Origin of the sequence: Sulfitobacter sp. EE-36 (assembly GCF_000152605.1) — a bacterium.
GTDB classification, from domain to species: domain Bacteria; phylum Pseudomonadota; class Alphaproteobacteria; order Rhodobacterales; family Rhodobacteraceae; genus Sulfitobacter; species Sulfitobacter pontiacus.
In genome coordinates this window covers 69,298-89,453 of sequence record NZ_CH959310.1, presented here as the reverse complement: position 1 = coordinate 89,453, position 20,156 = coordinate 69,298, and the positions used below count along the sequence as shown (strand labels likewise).

22 protein-coding genes and 1 tRNA gene are annotated in these 20,156 nt (G+C 61.0%); 9 read left to right on the top strand and 14 right to left on the bottom strand.

From position 1 onward, the window contains the following. Window positions 1-394: 394 nt before the first annotated feature. The 9 genes from EE36_RS02920 to EE36_RS02880 all read right to left on the bottom strand — a co-directional run bounded on the left by EE36_RS02920 (window position 395) and on the right by EE36_RS02880 (window position 7,186). Window positions 395-1,459 carry a phage portal protein gene (locus tag EE36_RS02920; RefSeq protein ID WP_005849347.1) on the bottom strand — a complete coding sequence of 355 codons (1,065 nt, stop codon included), beginning with the start codon at window positions 1,457-1,459 and terminating at the stop codon, window positions 395-397. Between the two features lie 2 nt (window positions 1,460-1,461). Next, window positions 1,462-2,040, bottom strand: coding sequence for an HK97 family phage prohead protease (locus tag EE36_RS02915; protein WP_005849345.1), 579 nt, complete (start codon window positions 2,038-2,040; stop codon window positions 1,462-1,464). Then, window positions 2,040-3,311 carry a phage major capsid protein gene (locus EE36_RS02910; RefSeq protein WP_005849342.1) on the bottom strand — a complete coding sequence of 424 codons (1,272 nt, stop codon included), beginning with the start codon at window positions 3,309-3,311 and terminating at the stop codon, window positions 2,040-2,042. Before EE36_RS02910 ends, EE36_RS02915 begins: the two co-directional genes overlap by 1 nt. Further along, entirely contained in the window at window positions 3,304-3,654 is a 351-nt protein-coding gene (locus EE36_RS17260) for an HNH endonuclease (protein WP_005849340.1), read from the bottom strand. Before EE36_RS17260 ends, EE36_RS02910 begins: the two co-directional genes overlap by 8 nt. Beyond that, window positions 3,651-3,995: a phage head closure protein gene (locus tag EE36_RS02900; protein ID WP_005849338.1), complete on the bottom strand. Its 345-nt coding sequence runs from the start codon at window positions 3,993-3,995 to the stop codon at window positions 3,651-3,653. The genes EE36_RS17260 and EE36_RS02900 overlap by 4 nt, the downstream gene beginning before the upstream one ends. Then, on the bottom strand, window positions 3,986-5,689 hold the full coding sequence (locus EE36_RS02895) for a terminase TerL endonuclease subunit (RefSeq protein ID WP_005849336.1): 1,704 nt from the start codon (window positions 5,687-5,689) through the stop codon (window positions 3,986-3,988). The genes EE36_RS02900 and EE36_RS02895 overlap by 10 nt, the downstream gene beginning before the upstream one ends. A 374-nt stretch (window positions 5,690-6,063) precedes the next feature. Continuing rightward, window positions 6,064-6,291, bottom strand: coding sequence for a hypothetical protein (locus tag EE36_RS02890; protein WP_005849334.1), 228 nt, complete (start codon window positions 6,289-6,291; stop codon window positions 6,064-6,066). After that, the gene (locus tag EE36_RS02885; protein ID WP_005849332.1) at window positions 6,288-6,836 is read right to left on the bottom strand and encodes a phage head-tail connector protein; all 549 of its coding nucleotides are present in this window, start codon (window positions 6,834-6,836) and stop codon (window positions 6,288-6,290) included. The genes EE36_RS02890 and EE36_RS02885 overlap by 4 nt, the downstream gene beginning before the upstream one ends. Beyond that, a complete protein-coding gene (locus tag EE36_RS02880) occupies window positions 6,833-7,186 on the bottom strand; it encodes a hypothetical protein (protein WP_156785521.1) in 354 nt (117 codons plus the stop codon). Before EE36_RS02880 ends, EE36_RS02885 begins: the two co-directional genes overlap by 4 nt. 124 nt (window positions 7,187-7,310) lie before the next feature. Here EE36_RS02880 and EE36_RS17445 point away from each other — a divergent pair. The 5 genes from EE36_RS17445 to EE36_RS02860 all read left to right on the top strand — a co-directional run bounded on the left by EE36_RS17445 (window position 7,311) and on the right by EE36_RS02860 (window position 11,345). After that, window positions 7,311-7,375 (top strand) — tRNA-OTHER (locus EE36_RS17445). A gap of 198 nt (window positions 7,376-7,573) precedes the next feature. Continuing rightward, entirely contained in the window at window positions 7,574-8,227 is a 654-nt protein-coding gene (locus EE36_RS02875; RefSeq protein WP_005849328.1) for a protein-L-isoaspartate O-methyltransferase, read from the top strand. Between the two features lie 57 nt (window positions 8,228-8,284). Continuing rightward, on the top strand, window positions 8,285-9,724 hold the full coding sequence (locus EE36_RS02870; protein WP_005849326.1) for a TolC family outer membrane protein: 1,440 nt from the start codon (window positions 8,285-8,287) through the stop codon (window positions 9,722-9,724). Window positions 9,725-9,798: 74 nt separating this feature from the next. After that, window positions 9,799-10,848: a hypothetical protein gene (locus EE36_RS02865; RefSeq protein WP_005849324.1), complete on the top strand. Its 1,050-nt coding sequence runs from the start codon at window positions 9,799-9,801 to the stop codon at window positions 10,846-10,848. A gap of 161 nt (window positions 10,849-11,009) precedes the next feature. After that, entirely contained in the window at window positions 11,010-11,345 is a 336-nt protein-coding gene (locus EE36_RS02860; protein WP_039912143.1) for a DUF1992 domain-containing protein, read from the top strand. 298 nt (window positions 11,346-11,643) lie between these two features. Here the strand turns inward: EE36_RS02860 and EE36_RS02855 are convergent, their stop codons facing one another. Continuing rightward, entirely contained in the window at window positions 11,644-11,964 is a 321-nt protein-coding gene (locus EE36_RS02855; protein WP_005849321.1) for a DUF6280 family protein, read from the bottom strand. Between the two features lie 220 nt (window positions 11,965-12,184). Here EE36_RS02855 and efp point away from each other — a divergent pair, with 220 nt between their 5' ends. Then, a complete protein-coding gene (gene efp / locus EE36_RS02850) occupies window positions 12,185-12,748 on the top strand; it encodes an elongation factor P (protein WP_009825091.1) in 564 nt (187 codons plus the stop codon). 215 nt (window positions 12,749-12,963) lie between these two features. On the opposite strand, the gene EE36_RS02845 is transcribed toward efp, so the two are convergent. Continuing rightward, window positions 12,964-13,707, bottom strand: coding sequence for a folate-binding protein YgfZ (locus EE36_RS02845; RefSeq protein WP_005849317.1), 744 nt, complete (start codon window positions 13,705-13,707; stop codon window positions 12,964-12,966). Window positions 13,708-13,773: 66 nt separating this feature from the next. Here EE36_RS02845 and EE36_RS02840 point away from each other — a divergent pair, with 66 nt between their 5' ends. Further along, entirely contained in the window at window positions 13,774-14,448 is a 675-nt protein-coding gene (locus tag EE36_RS02840; RefSeq protein WP_005849315.1) for a TIGR04283 family arsenosugar biosynthesis glycosyltransferase, read from the top strand. Window positions 14,449-14,468: 20 nt separating this feature from the next. Here the strand turns inward: EE36_RS02840 and EE36_RS02835 are convergent, their stop codons facing one another. Beyond that, entirely contained in the window at window positions 14,469-16,328 is a 1,860-nt protein-coding gene (locus tag EE36_RS02835) for an ABC transporter ATP-binding protein (RefSeq protein WP_005849313.1), read from the bottom strand. A 149-nt stretch (window positions 16,329-16,477) separates the two neighbouring features. On the opposite strand from EE36_RS02835, the gene EE36_RS02830 reads away from it, so the two are divergent. Continuing rightward, window positions 16,478-17,686 (top strand): alanine--glyoxylate aminotransferase family protein, encoded by a 1,209-nt coding sequence (locus EE36_RS02830; protein WP_005849311.1) that lies wholly within the window; start codon window positions 16,478-16,480, stop codon window positions 17,684-17,686. Here the strand turns inward: EE36_RS02830 and EE36_RS02825 are convergent. Then, entirely contained in the window at window positions 17,683-17,865 is a 183-nt protein-coding gene (locus tag EE36_RS02825) for a hypothetical protein (protein WP_037954492.1), read from the bottom strand. The genes EE36_RS02830 and EE36_RS02825 overlap by 4 nt on opposite strands. Before the next feature lie 53 nt (window positions 17,866-17,918). After that, entirely contained in the window at window positions 17,919-19,022 is a 1,104-nt protein-coding gene (locus tag EE36_RS02820) for a pyridoxal phosphate-dependent aminotransferase (protein ID WP_005849308.1), read from the bottom strand. A 137-nt stretch (window positions 19,023-19,159) separates the two neighbouring features. Between EE36_RS02820 and EE36_RS02815 the strand changes: the two genes are divergently transcribed. Further along, on the top strand, window positions 19,160-19,951 hold the full coding sequence (locus EE36_RS02815; RefSeq protein WP_005849306.1) for a crotonase/enoyl-CoA hydratase family protein: 792 nt from the start codon (window positions 19,160-19,162) through the stop codon (window positions 19,949-19,951). Window positions 19,952-20,156 lie beyond the last annotated feature (205 nt).

Genomic DNA, 20,156 nt, shown 5'->3' with positions numbered 1-20,156 from the left:
TAGTGACTGTCGAAAGCTAGATATTCCGGTACCGTTGGCAACTCGCGATGGTCAGGAACCGGAAAACTCTCTCTGGGCAGATCGTACATATCACGCCAGCTGTCGCTTCCTAAATGACCAAGGAATCTTCGAGTTATCCAAAACGATAGATCAAGTGCGTAAGCGGCGTTTTGAGAGTTTTTCACGCTGGGTCACACTACTGGCAACCGTAGTGGGGACGCTAACTGGATTAGTCGGAGCCACAATTGGTCTCGTTTCAGTGTGGCACTGAAAGGGTGCACGCCGCGCCCGCTGAACAACAGGCCGCGCGCTGTCAGGGTTTTTCGGCACTCGCTGACTGATCCGGGGTGCTTTAGGGCAAGGAAATGATGAAAAACCCCAAGGCGCACCCTGCCTATCTCTCCCAATCGACCATGCGCATCGCACCTGACACGTCAGCCGGGGCAATGTCCGCTGCCTTGGCCTCTGCCAGTGTCTTGATGATCGCTGACAATGCCCGCGCACGTCCGCCTGCGTCGAAGGCTTGCAAGGGGCGGATGGTGTCGATTGTGACCTCTGCCCCCAGCTTGATTGATGCCTCGTCTGCCAGCAGCGCCGCGATCGGCTGTAGCGTCCAGATTGCGAGCTGACGTTGTGCCTCCCTGATCACGGGGCCGGTTGCCGCACGATTGAAGAATGACGGAAGGACGCCGTAAGCCATGCCGATTCCCTCACGGGCCGCTGACAGGGTTTCGTCCGTCATGCTCTTCGATAGATCCGGCGAAAGCTGATCCGGTTTCTGCCCGATCGTCGGGTTCATGCCCGCTGCCGTCGCCTGGGCCACACCCTCGATCACAAGGGTCGATCCCCGCCGCCCTTTGAACGCGGCGCGCATGGTGGCCATGTCGTCGGCACCCGTGTCTGGCAAGGGTACGATCAGAGAGCCGAGGGGCGCATTCTCGAATGTCTCTGCCAGGGCGGATTCGACCGCATGTAGCATCGCGCCGGTCAGGCTGGATCTGCGCAAGGGTGCCGTCCCGATCCATGGGGTCAGATGGTCGGACCCGATGCGCAAATGCAGCACCTCGGCGGCAAGGGCAGTCACGGTCCGACCGCCGCCCGCCTCGGGGATGGAAAGCCGGTAAGCACGGGGTCGGCCGTCGCGGGTGGTCACGTCCCAATCGGTCGCAGGCACAAGGCCCAGATCCGTGATCAGAAACACCGCTTCGCCGGTCAGGGCCGTGGCGCGGGCGATTATTGCCATGTTCTGACGGGTCAGCAGATCCGTGCCTGACACGTCTGCCATCGCAAAGCCGCCTTCCCATAGGCTGACGCAGCTTTGCACAGTGGCGGTCAGCTCGGCCACACCGCGCCGCCCGCTGATGTAGCTGTCACGCGCGGCCATCACCTGGGCGGTGTATCCGCTGCCGCTCGATCGCGTCTCGATCGGGCGCAGTTTGTTCTTGATCCATCCGAGCATAGTTATCTCCACCGGATTGCGGCAGGTCTGTGCGTCATGCGCTTTGCGACCTCGCCAATGGGTTGCCAGTTGCGGGCCTCGATCTGGGCTTGCGGATAAGCCGGTTTTGTCACGGCGCTGATCTCGATCAGGTCAGCCGCCCGGATCGTGCGAAGGATTGCGCCGCCGCGCTCTTCGACCGTTTCGCCACCTGGGCGCACCCGAAAGCCGGGGGACAGGCCACGCACAAGGCCAGCGGCATGAGAGGTCAAAAAGTCGCGCACATAGCTGACTTGCCCCATCTCTGCGCTGATCGTCGCGTCGATCGTCAAGGCGTCGTCGTTTTCGGTCAGGGTCAGACTGCCGGCGGAACGTGATGCCAGTGGCTTGTTGAAGTCATGGCCGGCCAGAAAATGCACGTCCTCGCCCCGCTCGATCCGATCGGCAAAGGCGCGGGCCGCGATCATCTCTCGACGCTCACGACCGGACCCAATGCGCTCGGCCAGCACGGTTTCCCGACCATATGGGAAGGTTGCCCGAAGGCGGATTTCTCCGCCCTCGGTGCGCAGCTCAAGGCTGCCGGTATGAGCGCCCCAGAGCATTATGCAGCGGCCAGCTCAAGGCCGGTCAGCAACTCGAGCTGAACCGGGCGCGCGACGGTCACGTCCATGGTTGCCAGCGCCGTGATCCGCAAACCGCCAGACTGCGCATCGCTGTAGGGGTCACGGATCATATCGACCGCGCCCCATGCACCGATGAAGATCGGGGCCACGCCGCCCGCCGCCGTGGTCAGCAACGCCGAGGTTGCAGCAGGGGTGCCGGATGGTGCGGCCAGTGCGTTGTTCGTCATCGCGATGTTGGCCGATGGCAGGTTCTTGACCAAGCGGTCCCATTCCGAAACCGCCGTGCCGTCGATCAGGACGCCGTCCAGGTAGTCCCACAACTCGGGCCGGATCAGGCTGCGCACCGCGTCAGGCGACCCCGCGGCGTTGGAGGTCATGAACCGGGTAACCGCGGCACGGAATGCGCCCCAGCTTGCCAGCGCGTCGATCGCTGTCGCTGTGATGCCGTAGGTTGCAGCACCCGTGATGACGCCGAGTGGTTGGCCGTCTGCGCCAGTGCCAAGGAACGCCGCCTGATCCATTGCCGCGCCCATTGCCCCGTTCATATCCCGGCGCACCGCTTGTTCCAGCGCTGCGCCCGACTGTTTCAGAGCCTTGCGCGTGATACGCATCTGAATGCCCAGATTGTGATCTGGCGACATGGCGCGGTCTGTGGTGGCATAGACGGTCGGACCCGCGACATTGCCGGTCTCGGATGCAGCCCACCCCGCCGTTACTGCCGATGTGGTCACCGGCCACTCGATCGCGCCCGCCTCGATGCTGATCATCTGCGCACCCATGCGGGCCGCTACGCTGTCAGGGAACAAGCGGTCGATGATAGGCCGGGTCTGGATCGGGTTCGGTGTGCCACCCGCAATAGTTTCACCGGCCCGTGTTTCGAGTGCTTGCCATGGTACGGGAATGCCTCGGAAACCGCCTGCATTGCGCAGCTCTGTCACGATCTCGGCGGTCTGGCCGTCAAGCTGGCGACCTTCGTCCAGGGCAAGCGCGACCTGGCGCATCTCGAAACCGGCCATGAGATCCGCCCATTCCTGGCTCGAACGGGTTTCCAGTTCGCTGCCAGCATCCCGGCGTTCGGTATCCTCGGCGATCAATGCCGCGCGGTACTTGGTTTCGTTGGCCCGATATTCGATATCGAGTTCACCCATTTTGCGGATTTCGTCCTCTGACGGGGTTTCCTTGTTCGCCAGCTCCGCAAGGTTTTGGCGGATCTCCGACTGACGGCGGGCGATTTCTACTGATCTAAGCATCTTTGGTATCCTTTGTGATGATGCTGCGTTCACCGGGACGCGATAGCGCCTCGATAGCTTGCCGCCATTCCTGACGGTCTTTTCGGGGCGGGGGATGCCCGCACTCGATCCTTGTCTTTCGGGTGTGGCAACTCGGGCAAAGCGCCTGAAGGTTGCGCGGCTCATAGGACAGCTCGGGGTGCGTCCTGACGGGCTTGACGTGATCCACTTCGAGCCGCCCGCCGCAGCCGCATGAGCAACAGCGGTACCGGTCACGCTCAAGGATCTCGGCGCGCAGCACCTGCCAGCGTTTCGTTCTGGTGACACGCTTGGAAAAGCGGTGATGATCACGCCGGACGGTCATCCGTCAGCCCTCGCCGAACAGGTCAGCTCCAGCATTCGGCGGCGCTGATCCGGCGTTTCTTTGATTCCGGTGATGTCATATTCGCGGCCTTCGCAGGAAAGGCGGTCAGACGGCTTGATGCCGATGATGAAACTGCTCCACCGGACAATGAACCGCGTGGTGATGGTGGCTTGCACCTGTCCGGCGCTGAAACGCTCGGCATCACTAATGTCGCGCTTCGATGCAGAGACAGGCGACCCCAAAGGCTTAAACGGACCCTGCACATTTCCAAAGCCGTCATCTATCAACTCGGCGCGCAGAAACTGCACCCGTCTGTCCAGCTTTCCAGCGTTTAAAACCATTGCATCCTCGCTTTCGTTTTGGGCTGGGCCGCAATACGCGCGCCCTGTGCGACGGCCAGCACCGATGCAGCCGCTGCGTCGATCCGGCCCGTCGATCGGGCCTTTGCAATCTTGATGTTGTTCGCCGGGTCGCGCAGGCAGACCGTGTCCATAAAGGCCGACCGCAACAGCAGCGACGGTTGGGCTTTCACCAGCCCGTCGAAGGCTGCACGCCGGAATCGCTCTGCATCTTCGCCGCCGTCCCGAAAGCCCTGGCCACGCCAGACCAACGGGGCGCGGATCCCGGCGCGGTTGATTGCTTCGCCTAGTTCGGCCTGTTTGTACCGGTCCATCGTGATCGAGATGACGGGCTGATCCTCGACGTGGCGCATCACCTCGACCAGCCAAGGCGCGACTGGCACTGTCTTGTCTCCGAGAACAGACAGCTCGCCCCGGTCCTGCATCTCGACATAGCGACCCGCCACGCCGTCAGATTGCCCCCGATCCAGCAAGCTCGGCATAGACGGAAACGTGCCTTTGCATTCGAGCCTGCCGGTTTCGGGCCAATAGAACGCCGCCGCGGTCATCGAGGCCGAGCCGCCCAGGTCGATGCCGATCACGACGCCGCCTTGACGTGGAGGCAGATCGTCGGTTTCGCAGCCCAGCCATTCGTCCAGCGTAATCAGCAGATCCCGGCTGTCGCCTGCCACGCGTTCATTCCGGTTGTAGAGCCGGAAACTTGTGAGGCTTGAACCACCTCGGGCAATGGCGCGCTTTGCCTGTCCTTCGAGCCATTCGATATTGCCACCGATGCCATGCGGTGCGCCGGGGTTTGCGATCAGCAGGCTTTCTACATCATCCGCAGGCAGTCCAGGCGCGGGCCGATGTTCCTGGATGTATGAGCCGGTCGAAGGGTCATCTATCCATCGTGAAAAAGGATGCGTGTCATCGCTGGCGCTTGTGCTGATCAGGAAGGCGCGGCCTTCACGCTTGCCCAAGCCTGACAGAAGGGCATGTTCCAGTTCATCGCCCCGATCAAGCGCCCAATGCCCGCGTTCGTCAAGAATGGCCATCGTCGGTGCGCCGCCGAGTGCTGACTTCCCGTCCGCCGCGATGACGCGCAGAATATGCCCGCCACCGTCGCCCTGGTATTCGATCTCAAGCCGTGGGGCCCGCCGAAAAATAAAGTGTCGCTGGATCTCCAAAGGCAGGCTGGCTATGAAGCCCGCGACAAAATCCCAGATGATCCGACCCTGATCCCGCGTCCGTGCGGCTGCGATGATCTCGCGGCGGGGCTGACGGTCCCAAACTCCGATCAGACCGCCGAGGGCAAGGCCCGCCGTTATAGCGGATTTTCCGTTGCCGCGCCCGATGCTTAGAATGGCGTTGGCAGTTTCGGGGGCCATTGCGCCTTCAATGAATTGCCGCTGAAACGGGGCCAGCGTAACGGGCTTTCCGGCGTTCGGACCCTCTGGAATTTGAAGGCCATGCATGAAATGCATAGCTTTGTCCGCCGGGGTCCAGTTTTCGGCTTCCGCTTCGGGCGCGAAAATTGCTAACTCTGATCGTCGGTCCCCCGTGTCTGTCAAAGTCGCGGCATTGGTACCTAATTCAAAGAGGTCAGGCGTGTGATGCTGCGAACGACGCGGCGCAGGCGGAAGGATCGAGCCATCTGCCTTGCGCCATGTTCTTTCTTTCTTCGCTGCCTCTGTCATCGTGTCGCCTCTCGCGTGTGTCTCTCTGTCCCTCTGCCAATGGAGAGGGTTCGCTGTGATGGTCGGAAAGCGGGTTACTGAGCGGGGTTGAAAACCCGCATCCCGCCCCGACCATCGCGATCTTGCCTGCCAACCGAGCCGGGCCGCCGCTTAGGTCAGACCTGCCTTTCCCTCGGCACAGTCCGCTCTCCCATGTTCACCGCCGTAGAGGGTGGCAGTGGGGCCTTGGGGCTTGGAGAGACCGCATGACGCGGAATAGCTGCCCTTGTGCCGTGGCCCGTTACCCGGTAGCACTTAGATGCGGCAGACCCGGCTAACCCGTGAACGCCATCTGCCGCATAAGCCTGCCGGTGAGACGGCGGGCTTTCTTCTTTTCATCTCTCGATCAGCTCAACGTCACGCTCTGGCGTGGTGCCAAGCTCTGACACCAGCCGCCGCATGATCTGTTCCTGTCTGGCCGTGGGCCGCCACCTTGGGCGCTTCCCGTGCTTGGCGATCGAGCGCACAAAGCCCTTGAGCCATTCGTCCGTCCCCGCCATCGTCCTGCGCATGACTAGCGGCCAGCGGAACGTCAGCACCTCCTCAAGCTCTCTGTCGGTCATAGCTGTACCCCGCGATACCGCGCCCCGATCCGGGCCATGTGTGGTGATGTGGTCAGCGACCTGGCATCCATCGGCGACCTGCCGTCATAGTGCAGCGCAGCCTGATCCATGAGGGCTTGCGCAAGGTCAGGCGGGATGCTCGACGCATCATCACCAAACCCCGCCTGATACTCGATCGTGACCTGGCTGGGTGTTGTGTGGCGATATTCTGGCCTGAACCACATGCACGGGCGGATCCCGCCAAAGAACGTGAATGCTGTGAACGGCTCACCTTCGACGGTCACTGTCGTGATTGCATCATCGGCAGCAGGTCCAATGGGCAGCGTCAGGATGCGGTCAAGCGTTGGATCAAACAGCGTCACGCTGATGGTTTGCGTCAACAATGCGATCTGCGCGAATTGCTCGATCTCCCTTGCTGCCGTCTTTGCGATATAAGAGATGGCGCTGTCGTCATCGTCGTCAGCAACCCGGAGATGAAGTTTCACCAGATCCAAATCGAAGGGCAGTTGAGCAGAAACGTAAGATCTATGGAGGTGCATCTTCATGCCGCGATCTCCACTTCTGAAATATAGTTGCGGAAAGCCATCTGATCTCGGACCGTCATCGCGTCATGCGCTGCAAGCGCGTAGGCCTTGAGTTCCTCAGCACTGGCGCAGGAAGCCCAAAGGCGCGCGTCTGGCATCGGGTTCATGAACGTGGGCAGCGGGTATTCTGCAAAGCTCAAGACAGTCTTGGCGATCTGTTCAGCTTGCTCTGACGTATCGAGCGACCGAAGTGCAGCCCATGCCAAGGCGGCGCGCTCTTCAACCGTCAGCCGGGCCTTTGTCACGGTCGTGAAGCCCGCCCAAGCGTCAGCGCCGCCGACAGTCAGGATGTAGCCGATCACGCGGGCCATGCGCTTGTGATCCGGCTTCATGAAAGCGCCGAGGTTCGACGGCTTTTTTCGGTTTACAGTCGCGCCGTAACCCGTTGATTTTCGGACGCCCTCAAGGGGGGGTAGTTTACAGTTTTCTTCTTTGATTTCAGAGGCGTCAGAAGGATTGCAAATCCGTGTACAGGAGTTCGATTCTCCTACTCGCCTCCACTATATTTCCCTCTCTAAATCACGTTTCTCACAGGCTGGTCGCGCGTGGCATGCGTCGTGGCTATGGCATCCTCTATGTTTTAACCGTATTATCCGCCAAACACGGAAAATTGCGCCTATTGACCCGACTGGCCGTTGCCCGGCGGGCGGTGATGTGGCATCTCACGAGACAAATAACTGAACGAAAGAGTTTAGCTGATGACAGATTTCACAGCCCGCCGCACCATGATGGTTGATACTCAGGTGCGCCCTTCGGATGTTACCAAGTTCCCGATCATTGATGCGATGCTCAAGGTGGCGCGCGAGGATTTTGTGCCGGTGGCCCGCCGCGAGGCAGCTTATCTGGGCGAAAACATCAGCTTGGGCGAAGGACGCGTGCTGCTTGAGCCGCGGACGCTGGCCAAGATGCTGGACGATCTTGGGGTCGAGAATGACGAGCTGGTGCTCGATATTGGCTGTGGCTACGGCTATTCCTCTGCCGTGATCGCACATATGGCCGAAGCGGTCGTCGCCGTCGAGGATGACGAGCAGATGGCGAAAGAAGCGCAGGAAACCCTGATCAACGCGGATATCGACAATGTCATCGTACACCACGGCCCGCTGGCCGAAGGGGCGCAGCAACATGGGCCCTATGACGTGGTGATCGTGCAAGGCGGCGTCGCCGACGTGCCCGAAGCGCTGTTGGCGCAGCTCAAGGATGGCGGGCGGATCGCTTGCCTGTTCATGGACGGCCCGCTGGGCGAGGTGCGTTTGGGCTACAAAAGCGAACGTGGCATCAGCTGGCGCAAAAGTTTCAACGCCGCCGCACCTGTCCTGGACGGGTTTACCCGCGCGAAAGAATTCCAGCTTTAAGCTATCAGAACTGCTGCAGATGACGGCAGATGCAGTGACACCGATGGAGTGTGAAATATGATGAATACGGGCAAGATGCGGTCCGTCCGCAGCATGATCGCGGCGTCCTGCGTCGGTTTGGGGCTGCTGGCACCGATGGCCACACAGGCAGAGACGTTGGCCGATGCGCTGGTCGGGGCCTATAACAACTCGGGCCTGCTGGACCAGAACCGCGCCGTGTTGCGCGCCGCAGACGAAGATGTGGCGATCGCGAAATCCGCGCTCAAGCCGGTGCTGCAGTGGACGGGAAACCTGACGCAATCCTATAACCGGTCGGTCAGCGGGGGCACCAGCACCATCCCGGCGGGTTTCAAAAGCTCTACCGATTCACTGACGACATCGGTGAACCTTGTGGCGTCGCTGCTGGTCTATGACTTCGGGTCGTCGCGCTATTCGATCGAGGCGGCGAAAGAAACCGTGCTTGCCACGCGCGAAACGCTGGTCAGCGCCGAACAGCAGATTCTGCTGCGCGCTGTTGATGCTTATATGACCGTGATCCAGACGCAGCAGCTTGTCTCTCTGGCCGAGAATAACGTACGGGTTCTGACGCAGGAATTGCGCGCCGCCCGTGACCGTTTCGAAGTGGGGGAGGTGACCCGCACCGACGTATCGCTTGCCGAAGCACAGCTGGCCGCCGCGCGGAGCAATCTTGCCGGTGCGCAGGGCGATTTCATCAGCGCGAAAGCTTATTACAAGGTGGCCGTGGGGCGTGAGCCCGGTCGTCTAAGCCCGCCACCAAGCCTGCCGAAACTGTCCAACAGCATCGCCACGGCCAAGGCACTGGCGGTGCGTCAGCACCCCGATATCCTGACCGTCCAGCACCAGGTCGCGGCTGCCGATCTGCTGGTACGCAGCAACGAAACCGCGCTGAAGCCCAATGTCTCGGTGCAGGGGTCTTATGGTCTGACTGAGACGTTTGATTCCCAAGCTTCGACACGCAGCGGGTCGATCGGCTTTCAGGTCGGGCAAACGATCTATCAAGGCGGTGCCTTGTCGGCCGGTGTTCGCAAAAGCCATGCGCAGCGCGACGCACAGCGCGGCAATCTGCACGTGGTGGTTAAAGACGTGGAGCGCGCGGTCAGCGATGCCTATGCGGGGCTTGCCTCTGCCCGGGCGCAGATCGAAGCCTCCCAGCGTCAGGTCCGCGCGGCACAGATCGCCTTTGACGGTATCCGCGAGGAAGCCAGCTTGGGCGCGCGCACCACACTTGATGTGTTGGACGCAGAGCAATCCTTGCTCGACGCCCGTTCTGCCCGTGTGTCAGCGCAATCGCAGCTTTATGTTGCGGCCTATTCCGTGCTCTCCGCGACGGGTCAGCTGACCGCGCAGGACCTGAAACTGCCGGTGCAAATCTATGATCCATCCGCCTATTATAATATGGTTAAGGACGGCCCGACAAAATACTCCAAAGAGGGGAAGCAGTTGGATCGTGTGCTGAAGGCGCTGCAAAAAGACTGACATTTTCACCACCCCCATTGTGAGAAGCCAACCTTCGGGTTAGACTATTCGCGAAGAACGAGTGGTGATTAAATATGTCCGAAACCGTCACAAATGCAGAGGTCGAAGACGTTCTGTCTTCGATCCGCCGTCTGGTCTCAGAAGATCGCAAACCGGCGCAGAAGCCGTCGGAAGCGCCTGCGATTGAAGAGAAACTTGTGCTGACGCCGTCTTTGCGCGTGTCCAATGACGCGCCTGTGGCTGCCCCTCGGAAAGAAGCGAAGCCAGAGGCGGTTCAGCCCCGGTCGGCGTCCTATCAGGATGCGATGCAGGACATGGATACGGACGTTGAGACGGACGAGGAGGCGGATTTGTCCGCCTCGGATCGCAATCAAGTTGCCGAAGATTTTAAGTTTATTTCTGGACGCGAACCGCGTTTTCGCGCTCAGTTCGCCACGCCCGCAGGGGATGGCAAGCCGCAGGATACGGCCGAGCCGCCGCGCAAGCTGGCCTTTAGCGCGCCACGTGCTGCGGCATACTCCACCGATATGCTCAACCTTGGCTCATCCGAGCTGGTCGATGACGTTCCACCGACGCCGGACCGGTTGAGCGCGAAAATCGCTGCCCTCGAAACAGCGATCAGCCGCATTCCCGAAAACTGGGAACCTGACGAGCCCGGCAAAAGCGATTATTCCGGCAGCGAAGACCCCGCGATGGCCTGGGAAGACGACGTTGAATTCGACGCCACCGGCGCGCCTGTGTCCGATGCCACCCAAAACGATGCGGAAGAGGCCCTGCTGGACGAGGATATGGGCTGGCACGATCCTGTCGAGTCCCATGCACCTCAAGAGCGTGCCGAACCCCAAGATCGTGTTGTGGACGGCCCCTTTGCCACCCGTGTGACCGCAGCAGATGCGACTGTGACCGATACCACCGACGCCCCTGCCGAAACGGCGCAGGATGATGATGCGACGCTCGGGTTCGGGCCGGATGAATATCTGGACGAAGAGATGTTGCGTGATCTGGTGTCTGAAATCGTGCGAACAGAGCTGCAGGGGGCCTTGGGTGAACGGATCACCCGCAACGTCCGCAAACTAGTGCGCCGTGAAATTCACCGCGCCCTGACGTCGCAAGATCTGGAATAAAGAGCCTTTAGCGCGAAGGCTCATCTTTGCGGATAAAGGGGCAGGGTGTCACGCAAGCCCCCTTTACCAGATGTGTTGCAGCTCAGGCCAAGACGCCGCCGCCGCAACGTCCGCTTCGAGCCCGTAGTATCCGTTACCTCAACACTGAGCTATTGGTCAGCATGATCCGAAATCTTCAGAGACTCATCGAGCGCCAGATACAGAAGGCGAAGCTGCAAGGTCAGCTTGAAGGTCTTGAGGGCGAAGGCAAACCACTGCCTGATCGCTCAGCAGATGCTTTTGTGGATGCGGGAGAAGCTGCGGGGTTCCGCATTATGGCTCAAGCCGGTGTCGTGCCGGAAGAAATCGAACTCAAGAAGAAGATGGCTGCGCATCAGAGCCACCTCGCCACGCTTGCGAACGGGCCTGAACGGAAGGAAGCGATGGCTGAACTCGCTCGCCTTGAACTGCGATACAATATTGCTCGTGAAGCTCGCCAGAAGTTCATGCGCAGATAAATTCTACTCCCCATCTTTTTTGGAAAGCAGCGCGAGCACTTTTCCTGATCGCGCAGCCTCAGCGAACGCTAGCTTTGTCGCTACGACCTAGATTCAAGACCCCAGCGCTCTCGCAGAAATCCGCCACTGTCGGGGCTTTACCGTTTCGGCGCAACGCATCAGGTAAGCGGCAGGGTGTCACACCTTGCCCTTTTGCGCATCAGGCGGGCGCGACGCTTTCCGGCATAGCACAATCGCATTTAGCCAAAAAAAACGCGGCCCGTGAGCCGCGTCTTTTTGTTCAAACTTTTGGCAGTCTTCAGGCAGCTTCAGCCTGTTGTGCAGCGTGGCGACGCTCGGACTCTTCGCGGGACAGGGCGACAGAGGTACGGACACCTTTGCCAACAAAGTCCATCAGACCTTCGACAACACGCTCGTTGGGGTCGATGCCCGCGCAGCTCAATACTTCGCGGCCATCGCGGGAGCGGGCCCAACGGGCAATCTGTTCAGGACCGTTGCCGTATTTCTTGTCATCGGCAATCGCATCGTCCAATGCAGCCAGTACCACAGCTGCGAAAAGTTTGCGGGCACGGTTACCTTGTTCATTGTTAAAGGCAGTGCCATCAACGAAATCTTTCATCTCGTCGTCCTTTCTATTATTCTTGCTCTTGTCATTTAGGCGTGGGGTTCCTTATGACCGAAAGAGCTCGATTCGGATACACCTTTATTGCATAACACTCATGCATTTACTGCATGGCTTTCGCGGTTGCAGCATCGGGTGCGCTGTCTTGCGGGGGTCGACGTTGATATATATAGGTCGGTCCAATCTCTCTTCAACTTCATTGCTATGGTGCTGATACATGCCAAAGATTAACGGGAACGAAATTCGGCCAGGAAATGTGCTCGAGCATAACGGTGGTCTCTGGGCAGCGGTCAAGGTCGATCATGTCAAACCGGGCAAGGGCGGTGCCTTTGCTCAGGTCGAAATGCGCAACCTGCGCAACGGGTCGAAACTGAACGAACGCTTCCGCAGCGCCGACAAGGTTGAAAAGGTCCGGCTAGAGCAAAAAGACCAACAATTCCTGTATGAAGACGCAGGTATGCTGGTTCTGATGGACACCGAAACATACGAGCAAGTGCAGCTTTCAGCCGAGCTTCTGGGAGAGCGTCGCCCCTTCTTGCAGGACGGTATGATGGTTGTGGTCGAGTATCACGAAGAAGAGGCGCTGAACGCGTCCTTGCCACAAAAAGTAACCTGTAAAATTGTCGAAACTGAACCGGTCGTCAAAGGCCAGACAGCGGCGAATTCCTTCAAGCCAGCGGTGCTTGATAACGGCGTCAAAGTGATGGTGCCGCCCTTCGTCGGACAGGACGAAGAGATCATCGTGAACACCGAAACGATGGAATATTCCGAACGCGCGTAAGCTCTGGTGTGACGCTACGTCATAGCTTCGCTGCAGTGCAGAGCCCCGGTGAATGCCGGGGCTCTTTTGCGTTGCGGGGCAGGCGGGGTATTGGATTTGGGAGCCTCGGATCTCCCTAATCACGGGTATTTGTTGCCGATATGCAACTTTTCCGACAGACTGCGCACGCTGTCATTTCGGGCTGCCTAATATTTGCGCAGGGCAGCCGCGGGGCCTTAGCCGTCGGTCACCATGGTCACCGTGGCATCCCCCGCCTGCATCGCCGCCTTGGCGCGGTCATACCGCAGATAGGCCAGCGCATGGGTGCCGGTTCGGGTAAAGATCGTACCAGCAGGTTTGCCATCGGCGGTGATGTCCGTGCCGGGTTCTACTGGCGCGCTGATCTCGACCTGGGCCAAGCCTTTGCGCAGCTCGGTCTTGTGTTTCATGCGGGCCGTTACCTCTTGTCCGACATAGCAGCCCTTGCGAAAATCCACGCCGTTCAGCCGCTCGAACCCCATTTCGAGGATAAAGCTGTCCGAGGTAAGCTCTGCCCCGGTTTCAGGGATCATATAGGTCACCCGCAGCGCGTCCCAATCCGTGGTGTCATCGGTTTGCGGTGTGTCGCGATAGGCGCGCCAGCCCATGCGGGCATCGCGGGGGTCGCTATAGGCATCGTCCGGTGCGCTCTCTAGCCCGCGGTGCAGATGCAATCCGGTCGCGTCTATGGTGACATCAGCCCGCAGCTTGTACATGGTCAGGCGCTGCACCAACGCGTCGGCATCCGCCTCGGCCACGTCCAGCAAAACGCTGTCCCCGTCGGCGGACAGGAAGAAATCGGTGATGAATTTGCCTTGGGGCGTCAGGATCGCGGCATAGATCGGGGCCTGATCCAGCTTGCGGATATCGTTGGTCACAAGGCCCTGCAGAAACTCGCGGGTGTCGGGGCCTGACAGTCTCAGGATGCGGCGGCTGGTCATATCGCTTGTCCTTTCAATGGTTAACATGACATATAGCAGCGCAGTTCGAAGCTGAAAGGGGCAACCATGCGCGCGCCTATATCTGTTGTCATTCCGACCTTGAATGCCGAAGCGCCCCTGACCGGTTGCCTAACCGCCCTGATGGAGGGGCTGGAGGCAGGGCTCATTCGCGAGCTGATCATCAGCGACGGGGGATCAACCGACATGACCCTGACATTGGCCGAAGCGTGGGGCGCAGAGATCGTCAGCGGTCCGGCATCGCGGGGCGGACAGTTGCGGCGCGGCTGTGCGAAAGCGCAATCCGACTGGCTGCTGGTGTTACACGCCGATACGCGGCTGGCACCGGGGTGGACGGGGCCCGTCACCGCGCATCTGCAGGGGCATAAAGCGGGCTGGTGCCAGCTTCAATTTGACCAAGGCGGCATGGCCGGCAAAGCGGTGGCCGCTTGGGCGAACCTGCGTAGCCGTTTGGGGCTTCCCTATGGGGATCAGGGGCTGCTGCTGCCACGTGCGCTTTATCAATCGGTTGGTGGGTATCCTGATCAGCCGCTGATGGAGGATGTGGCGCTGGCGCGTGCCTTGCGCGGCCATCTGCTGGGGCTGGAGGTCACCGCGGTAACGTCGGCCGACAAATACGCGCGGCAGGGCTGGTTGCGTCGCGGGGCGCGTAACCTATGGACATTGATCCGCTATTTCGCAGGGGTGGCCCCGGCCAAGCTGGCCGAGGGCTATGCCAAGTGACCCGCGTGCCGGGGGGTGGCCTAGTTGCCGAACAGCCGGAGCCCGATACGTTGCAGCAGGTTCGGCTCGACAGGTTTGAGGCCGCGTTCCATGCGCCGCATCGCCGCTAGATTGCGCCCGTCGCTGACGGTTTTTCCATCCTCGAACTGAAGCCGATAGAGATCGGCATAGATGCCGCCACGGGCCAGAAGGTCTTCGTGTTTGCCTTCGTCCATGACGCGGCCGCGGTCCATCACAACGATCTTATCCGCGCCGCGGATGGTAGACAGACGGTGGGCGATGACCAAGGTGGTGCGCCCCTGCGAGAGACGGTCCAGCGCTTGCTGCACGACTTTTTCTGACTGCGCGTCCAGCGCGCTGGTGGCTTCGTCCAACAGCAGGATCGGTGTGTTGCGCAGCAGGGCGCGGGCAATCACGACACGTTGGCGCTGCCCCCCCGACAGGGCAGAGCCGCGCGGGCCGACGCGGGTTTCAAGCCCGTGTTCAAGTTTGGGCAAAAAGTCCGACACATGCGCCGCATCCAGCGCCTGCTGCAGCTCTTCGTCAGATACATTCTCGCGGCCCAATACGATATTCTCGCGCAGGGTTTCATCAAACAAAAGCGCCTCTTGCGTCACGACAGAGAACAAGCCGCGCAGCGCGGGGATGTCCATCTCTGTTAGGGGGACGCCCGCGATGCTGACGTTGCCCTCTTGTGGGTCGATCAGACGGGTCAACAGGTTGAATATCGTGGATTTCCCCGCGCCAGATGCACCGACAAGCGCCGTCGTCTCGCCCGCCGCCGCGTGCAGCGTGAGATTGTCCAGCACCTTGGCATCCCCGTAAGACAGGCTCACCCCTTCCAGCGCGATATGCGGTGGGGTGGTGGGCACAGGCGTGGGTTTGGCGGGCGAGGTGAGGTGTACCGGCTCGTCCATCAGCTCTTTCAGACGTTCCAGCGCGGCAGCGGCCGTCTGCCACAACCCGCTGATCGCGCCCAGACGGCGCAGCGGGTTAAAAGTGAACCCCATCGCGGTAAAGAAGGTCATGAACTGACCGATGGTTTTTTCGCCCTCGATGATTTCGTTGCCGCCATAAAGGATCACGGCCATGAACCCGAGGCCCGAGATGATGTCGATCATCCCCGGAATGGCCGAGTTCCCGAAAGAGGCACGTACCTCGGTGCGGATATAAGTTCTGGTCAGGTCGCGGTATTGCTTGGCCTGATACTTCTCGAGCGCGTTGAGCTTGATTTGCACGATGCCGTGGAAAACCTCGTCTAGCCGTGTCGACAGGGTCGCGCCCAGATCCCGTGCCTCGCGCGACCGCGCGCGCACAAAGCGCTGCGCCAATGCTGCGGGCATGACCATCAGCGGCAAGCCGATGCAGGCCAGCAGTGCCCAGACCGGGTCGATAGAGATCGCGACGCCGAGCAGCACGATCAGCCCGATCAAGTCGCGACCGGCACCGGTGATCACCGCCTGCCAGACCGACCCGATGGCATTCACATCCGATTGCACGCGCTGGATCAGAAACCCCGGGGGGTTCTGTTGGTGAAAGGCCCCGTCCTGCACCATCATCCGGTCCAGCAGATCGATCCGCATATCAGCCGCCGACTTCTGCTTGATGCGTGTCAGCAGCACCTTTTGCACCACACCCGACACGGCGCGCAGGACGAAAATGCCCACCAGCACCAAACCAACCCACAGCAATGCGCCTTTCTCTCCAGCAACGAACACCTGATCGAACATCGGCTGCATCAGCTTTGCCAACCCGCCCATGGTCGAGGCCTCGATCGACATGAAGATGATCGCGACAAGCAGCACCCACATATGCTTTTTCAGATAGTCGCGCCAAAGCCAGGTCAGCAGTTCGCGCGAGGTATAGGTCACATCACTCATATAAAGGCCGGTTCCTTTGGGCATATACAGTTACGGGTTTACGCAGCCCTTAGAGGCAGGGCAAGCTGCCTGCGCGCTTTGTGTGATTGACGCGGCGCTGGCTGCGGATAAGTTGCAAGAGATTTTTCCTGCTGAAGGGCCCCCGTGTCATGCCGAAACTTCCCAACTTGTCCCAAGGGCGCGGCTACCTCGCGATCCCCGGTCCGTCGGTCATGCCCGAGGCTGTGTTGAACGCGATGCACCGTCCGGCCCCCAATATCTATGCCGGTGAGATCGTCGATATGATGCCGCCGTTGATGGAAGATCTGCGCCGTATCGCGGGCACGCAGCATCATGTGGCGATGTATATTGGCAACGGCCACGCCGCCTGGGAGGCATCGCTGAGCAATGTCGTAGCCCCCGGTGACAAGGTGCTGGTGCCCGCGACAGGGCGGTTCGGCCACGGCTGGGGCGATGCCGCCACGGGGATCGGGGCAGACGTCGAGGTGATGGATTTCGGCCTGCAATCCACAATGGACATCGACCGGATCGCCGATCGCCTTGAGGCGGACACCAACCACGAGATCAAAGCCGTGCTGGCTGTGCATGTGGATACCTCGACCTCGGTGGTCAACGACATCGCCGGTCTGCGCGCGGCGCTGGATGCGGCGGATCACCCCGCGCTGCTGATGGTGGACTGTATCGCGTCCTTTGCGTGCGACCGCTTCGAGATGGACAATTGGGGGGCCGATGTCATGGTCACCGCCTGCCAGAAGGGGCTAATGGTCCCGCCCGGCGTGAGCTTTGTCTTTTTTAACGACCGTGCGGCTGCGGTGCGCGATGCGATGCCACGGGTCAGCCGTTTCTGGGATTGGACCCCGCGCGCCAATCCCGAGGAGTTCTACCAGTACCACTGCGGCACAGCCCCCACGCACCATATCTACGGCCTGCGCGCGGCGCTGGATATGATCCACGACGAGGGGCTGGAGGCCGTCTGGCAGCGTCACGAGACCTTGGCGCGCGCGGTGTGGGCGGCCTGTGACGCGTGGGGGGCAGAGGGCGATCTTTCCCTGAACATCGCCGATCCCGCTTTGCGCAGCCATGCGGTGACAGCGCTGCGGCTCAAGGCCCCCCATGCGACGGAGCTGCGCGACTGGGTCGAAGGCAACATCGGCCTGACCCTCGGCATCGGTCTGGGCATGGCCCCCAAGGGCAGCCCCGAAAGCCACGGTTTCTTCCGTCTGGGCCACATGGGGCACGTGAACGGTCAGATGATCATGGGGATGCTCGGCGGGATAGAGGCCGGGATGTCCGCGCTCGGGATCAAACGCGGCTCCGGCGCGCTAGAGGCGGCGGCGAAGGTGATCGGCGGGGCCTAGCCCCGTCGCGCGGCTATGCGATCGATCATGGCATTGACGGCCCAGCCCGACAGCGCCACCGCCAGCAAGCCCCACAGCGCCCAGATCACAACGAAAACCCACAGGATATTGACGCCGAACATCACGACGCAGGCGCTGGTATAGTTAGGGGCCGATTGGCCGCGGTCGGAAGAGCGCATGATGCCACCTCGCAACTGGATCATGGCCCAGCATAGGCGGGATATGCGCTACGTCAGCCTTTTTTCGCATCCTCAAGGGCACCCGGCAACGCCGCGGCAAAGGCATCAAGGTTTTCTGGCGTGCCACAGCTGACCCGAATACAGCGGTTCTGCGGTGCCGCGAAGGGCATGCGCACAAAGACGCCGCGCGCCACCAAACCGTCCAGCACCGCCTTGGCAAAGCGGCCGTCCGCCCCGCAATCAATCGCCACGAAATTCGCGGCAGAGGGAAGGGCAACCAACCCGTTATCCTCAGCGATCTGCGCAATCCGGTCCCGCGCCTCAGCGATTCGAGCCTGCACATGGGCCAGCCAGTCGCTGTCCTGCAAGGCTGCAAGCGCCCCGGCCTGGGCCGCGCGGTTCATCCCGAAATGGTTGCGCACCTTCCCAAAGGCTGTGATCAAATCCGGTGCGCCGATGGCATAGCCAACCCGCGCCCCCGCCAGACCATGGGCCTTGGAGAAGGTCCGCATCCGGATCAGACGCGGGTCATCGGCGACAAGATCGGGGGCGGTGCCCTCGGGGGCGCAATCGATATAGGCCTCGTCCAGCACCAGCAGACAGCCCTTCGGCAATGCCTCCAGCGCGCTGGAAATGACGGGCCCTTCATGCCAGCTGCCCATGGGGTTGTCGGGGTTCGCCAGATAGACCAGCTTGGCATCTACCTCGGCAGCTTTGGCAAATAGGGCCGCAGGATCCTCGTGATCACCGGCATAGGGCACCCTATGCAGCACACCGCCAAAGCCTGCCACGTGATAGTTGAATGTCGGATAGGCCCCGTCCGAGGTCACGACCGCGTCACCCTCCGTCACCATGAGCCGCACCAGATAGCCCAGCAACCCGTCGATCCCTTCGCCCACGATGATGTTGGCGGGCGAGATACCATGATGCGCCGCAAGGGCTGCGCGCAGGTCGTGGCTTTCCGGATCGCCGTACATCCACTGCTGGGCCTGCGCCATCGCTTCTATCGCGCGGGGAGAGGGGCCAAAGACGTTCTCGTTCGCCCCCAACCGCGCATCAAAGGCGCGCCCCATGGCGCGCTCCTGCGTTTCGGGGCCGACAAAGGGCACGGTAGAGGGCAGGGCGTCGGCAAGCGGGGTGAGGCGATACTGTGTCATGGGGATCAGCTACTGCATCTGCCATGCTTCGGGCAAGTGACATCAGCATGCCCGCACGCGGTTTTGGGTGCCGTAGCGTTTCGCTTTGCAACACGCAGGCTTCATGCCCAAACTGACGAAAATTCGAGGAGAACCCAATGAGCCGCGTTTCCGTCACCTATGACAATCACATCGCCCATGTGCGCCTGACCCGCGCCGATAAAATGAATGCCGTTGATCAGGATATGATCGACGCCGTCATCGCCGCCGGAAACGAGGTCGCTGCATCGAACGCGCGTGTCGTCGTGATCTCGGGCGAGGGCCGGGCGTTCTGCGCAGGCATCGACATCGGCAATATGGGGGCGCTGGCGGGCGGCGACCCGACGGAACGGATGATGACGCGCACCCATGGCGACGGCACCACCAACCAGTGGCAAGAGGTCGCGATGGTCTGGACCCGCGTCGGCGTGCCAGTGATCGCGGCGCTGCATGGCAAGACCTACGGCGCAGGCCTGCAGCTCGCGCTCGGGGCCGATATCCGCATCGCGGCCCCTGATACCGAAATGGCGGTGATGGAGATGAAATGGGGCATCGTCCCGGACATGGGCGGCATGGTCCTGCTGCCCAAACTGGTGCGCGGCGACGTGCTGCGCCTGATGACGTATACCGCGCAACCCATCGGGGCAGAGCAAGCCGAACGCTGGGGGCTCATCACCCAGATCGCCGAAGACCCGCTGGCCGCCGCGATGGCGCTTGCCACCACCATCGCAGGCAAAAGTCCAAGCGCCATCAAGGCCGCCAAACGTCTGACCGCCTTGGCAGAGACGGGAACCGAAACAGAGGTTTTGCGCGCGGAATCCCGTGAACAGGCGGCGCTGCTGGGACGCCCGCACCAGATGGAAGTCATCGCCGCCGAATTCGGCAAACGCCCCGCGGTCTTCAAAGACTAGCGCCGCAAAAAAGTCAGCCCCGACTGATCGCTCAGACGGGGCCTTCCAAATGGACGATCTTTGCTTCCCAGCGAGGACCGCAGGCGTATCTTGGACCGGTATTCGTTTCCAAATGGTAAAAAAATCCTCGCCGAAGGCATCTTTTGGAGCGTCAAAAGAGATTTTTGCCTTCGGCGAGGATTTAATGCCATTTGGAAGCGGTGCT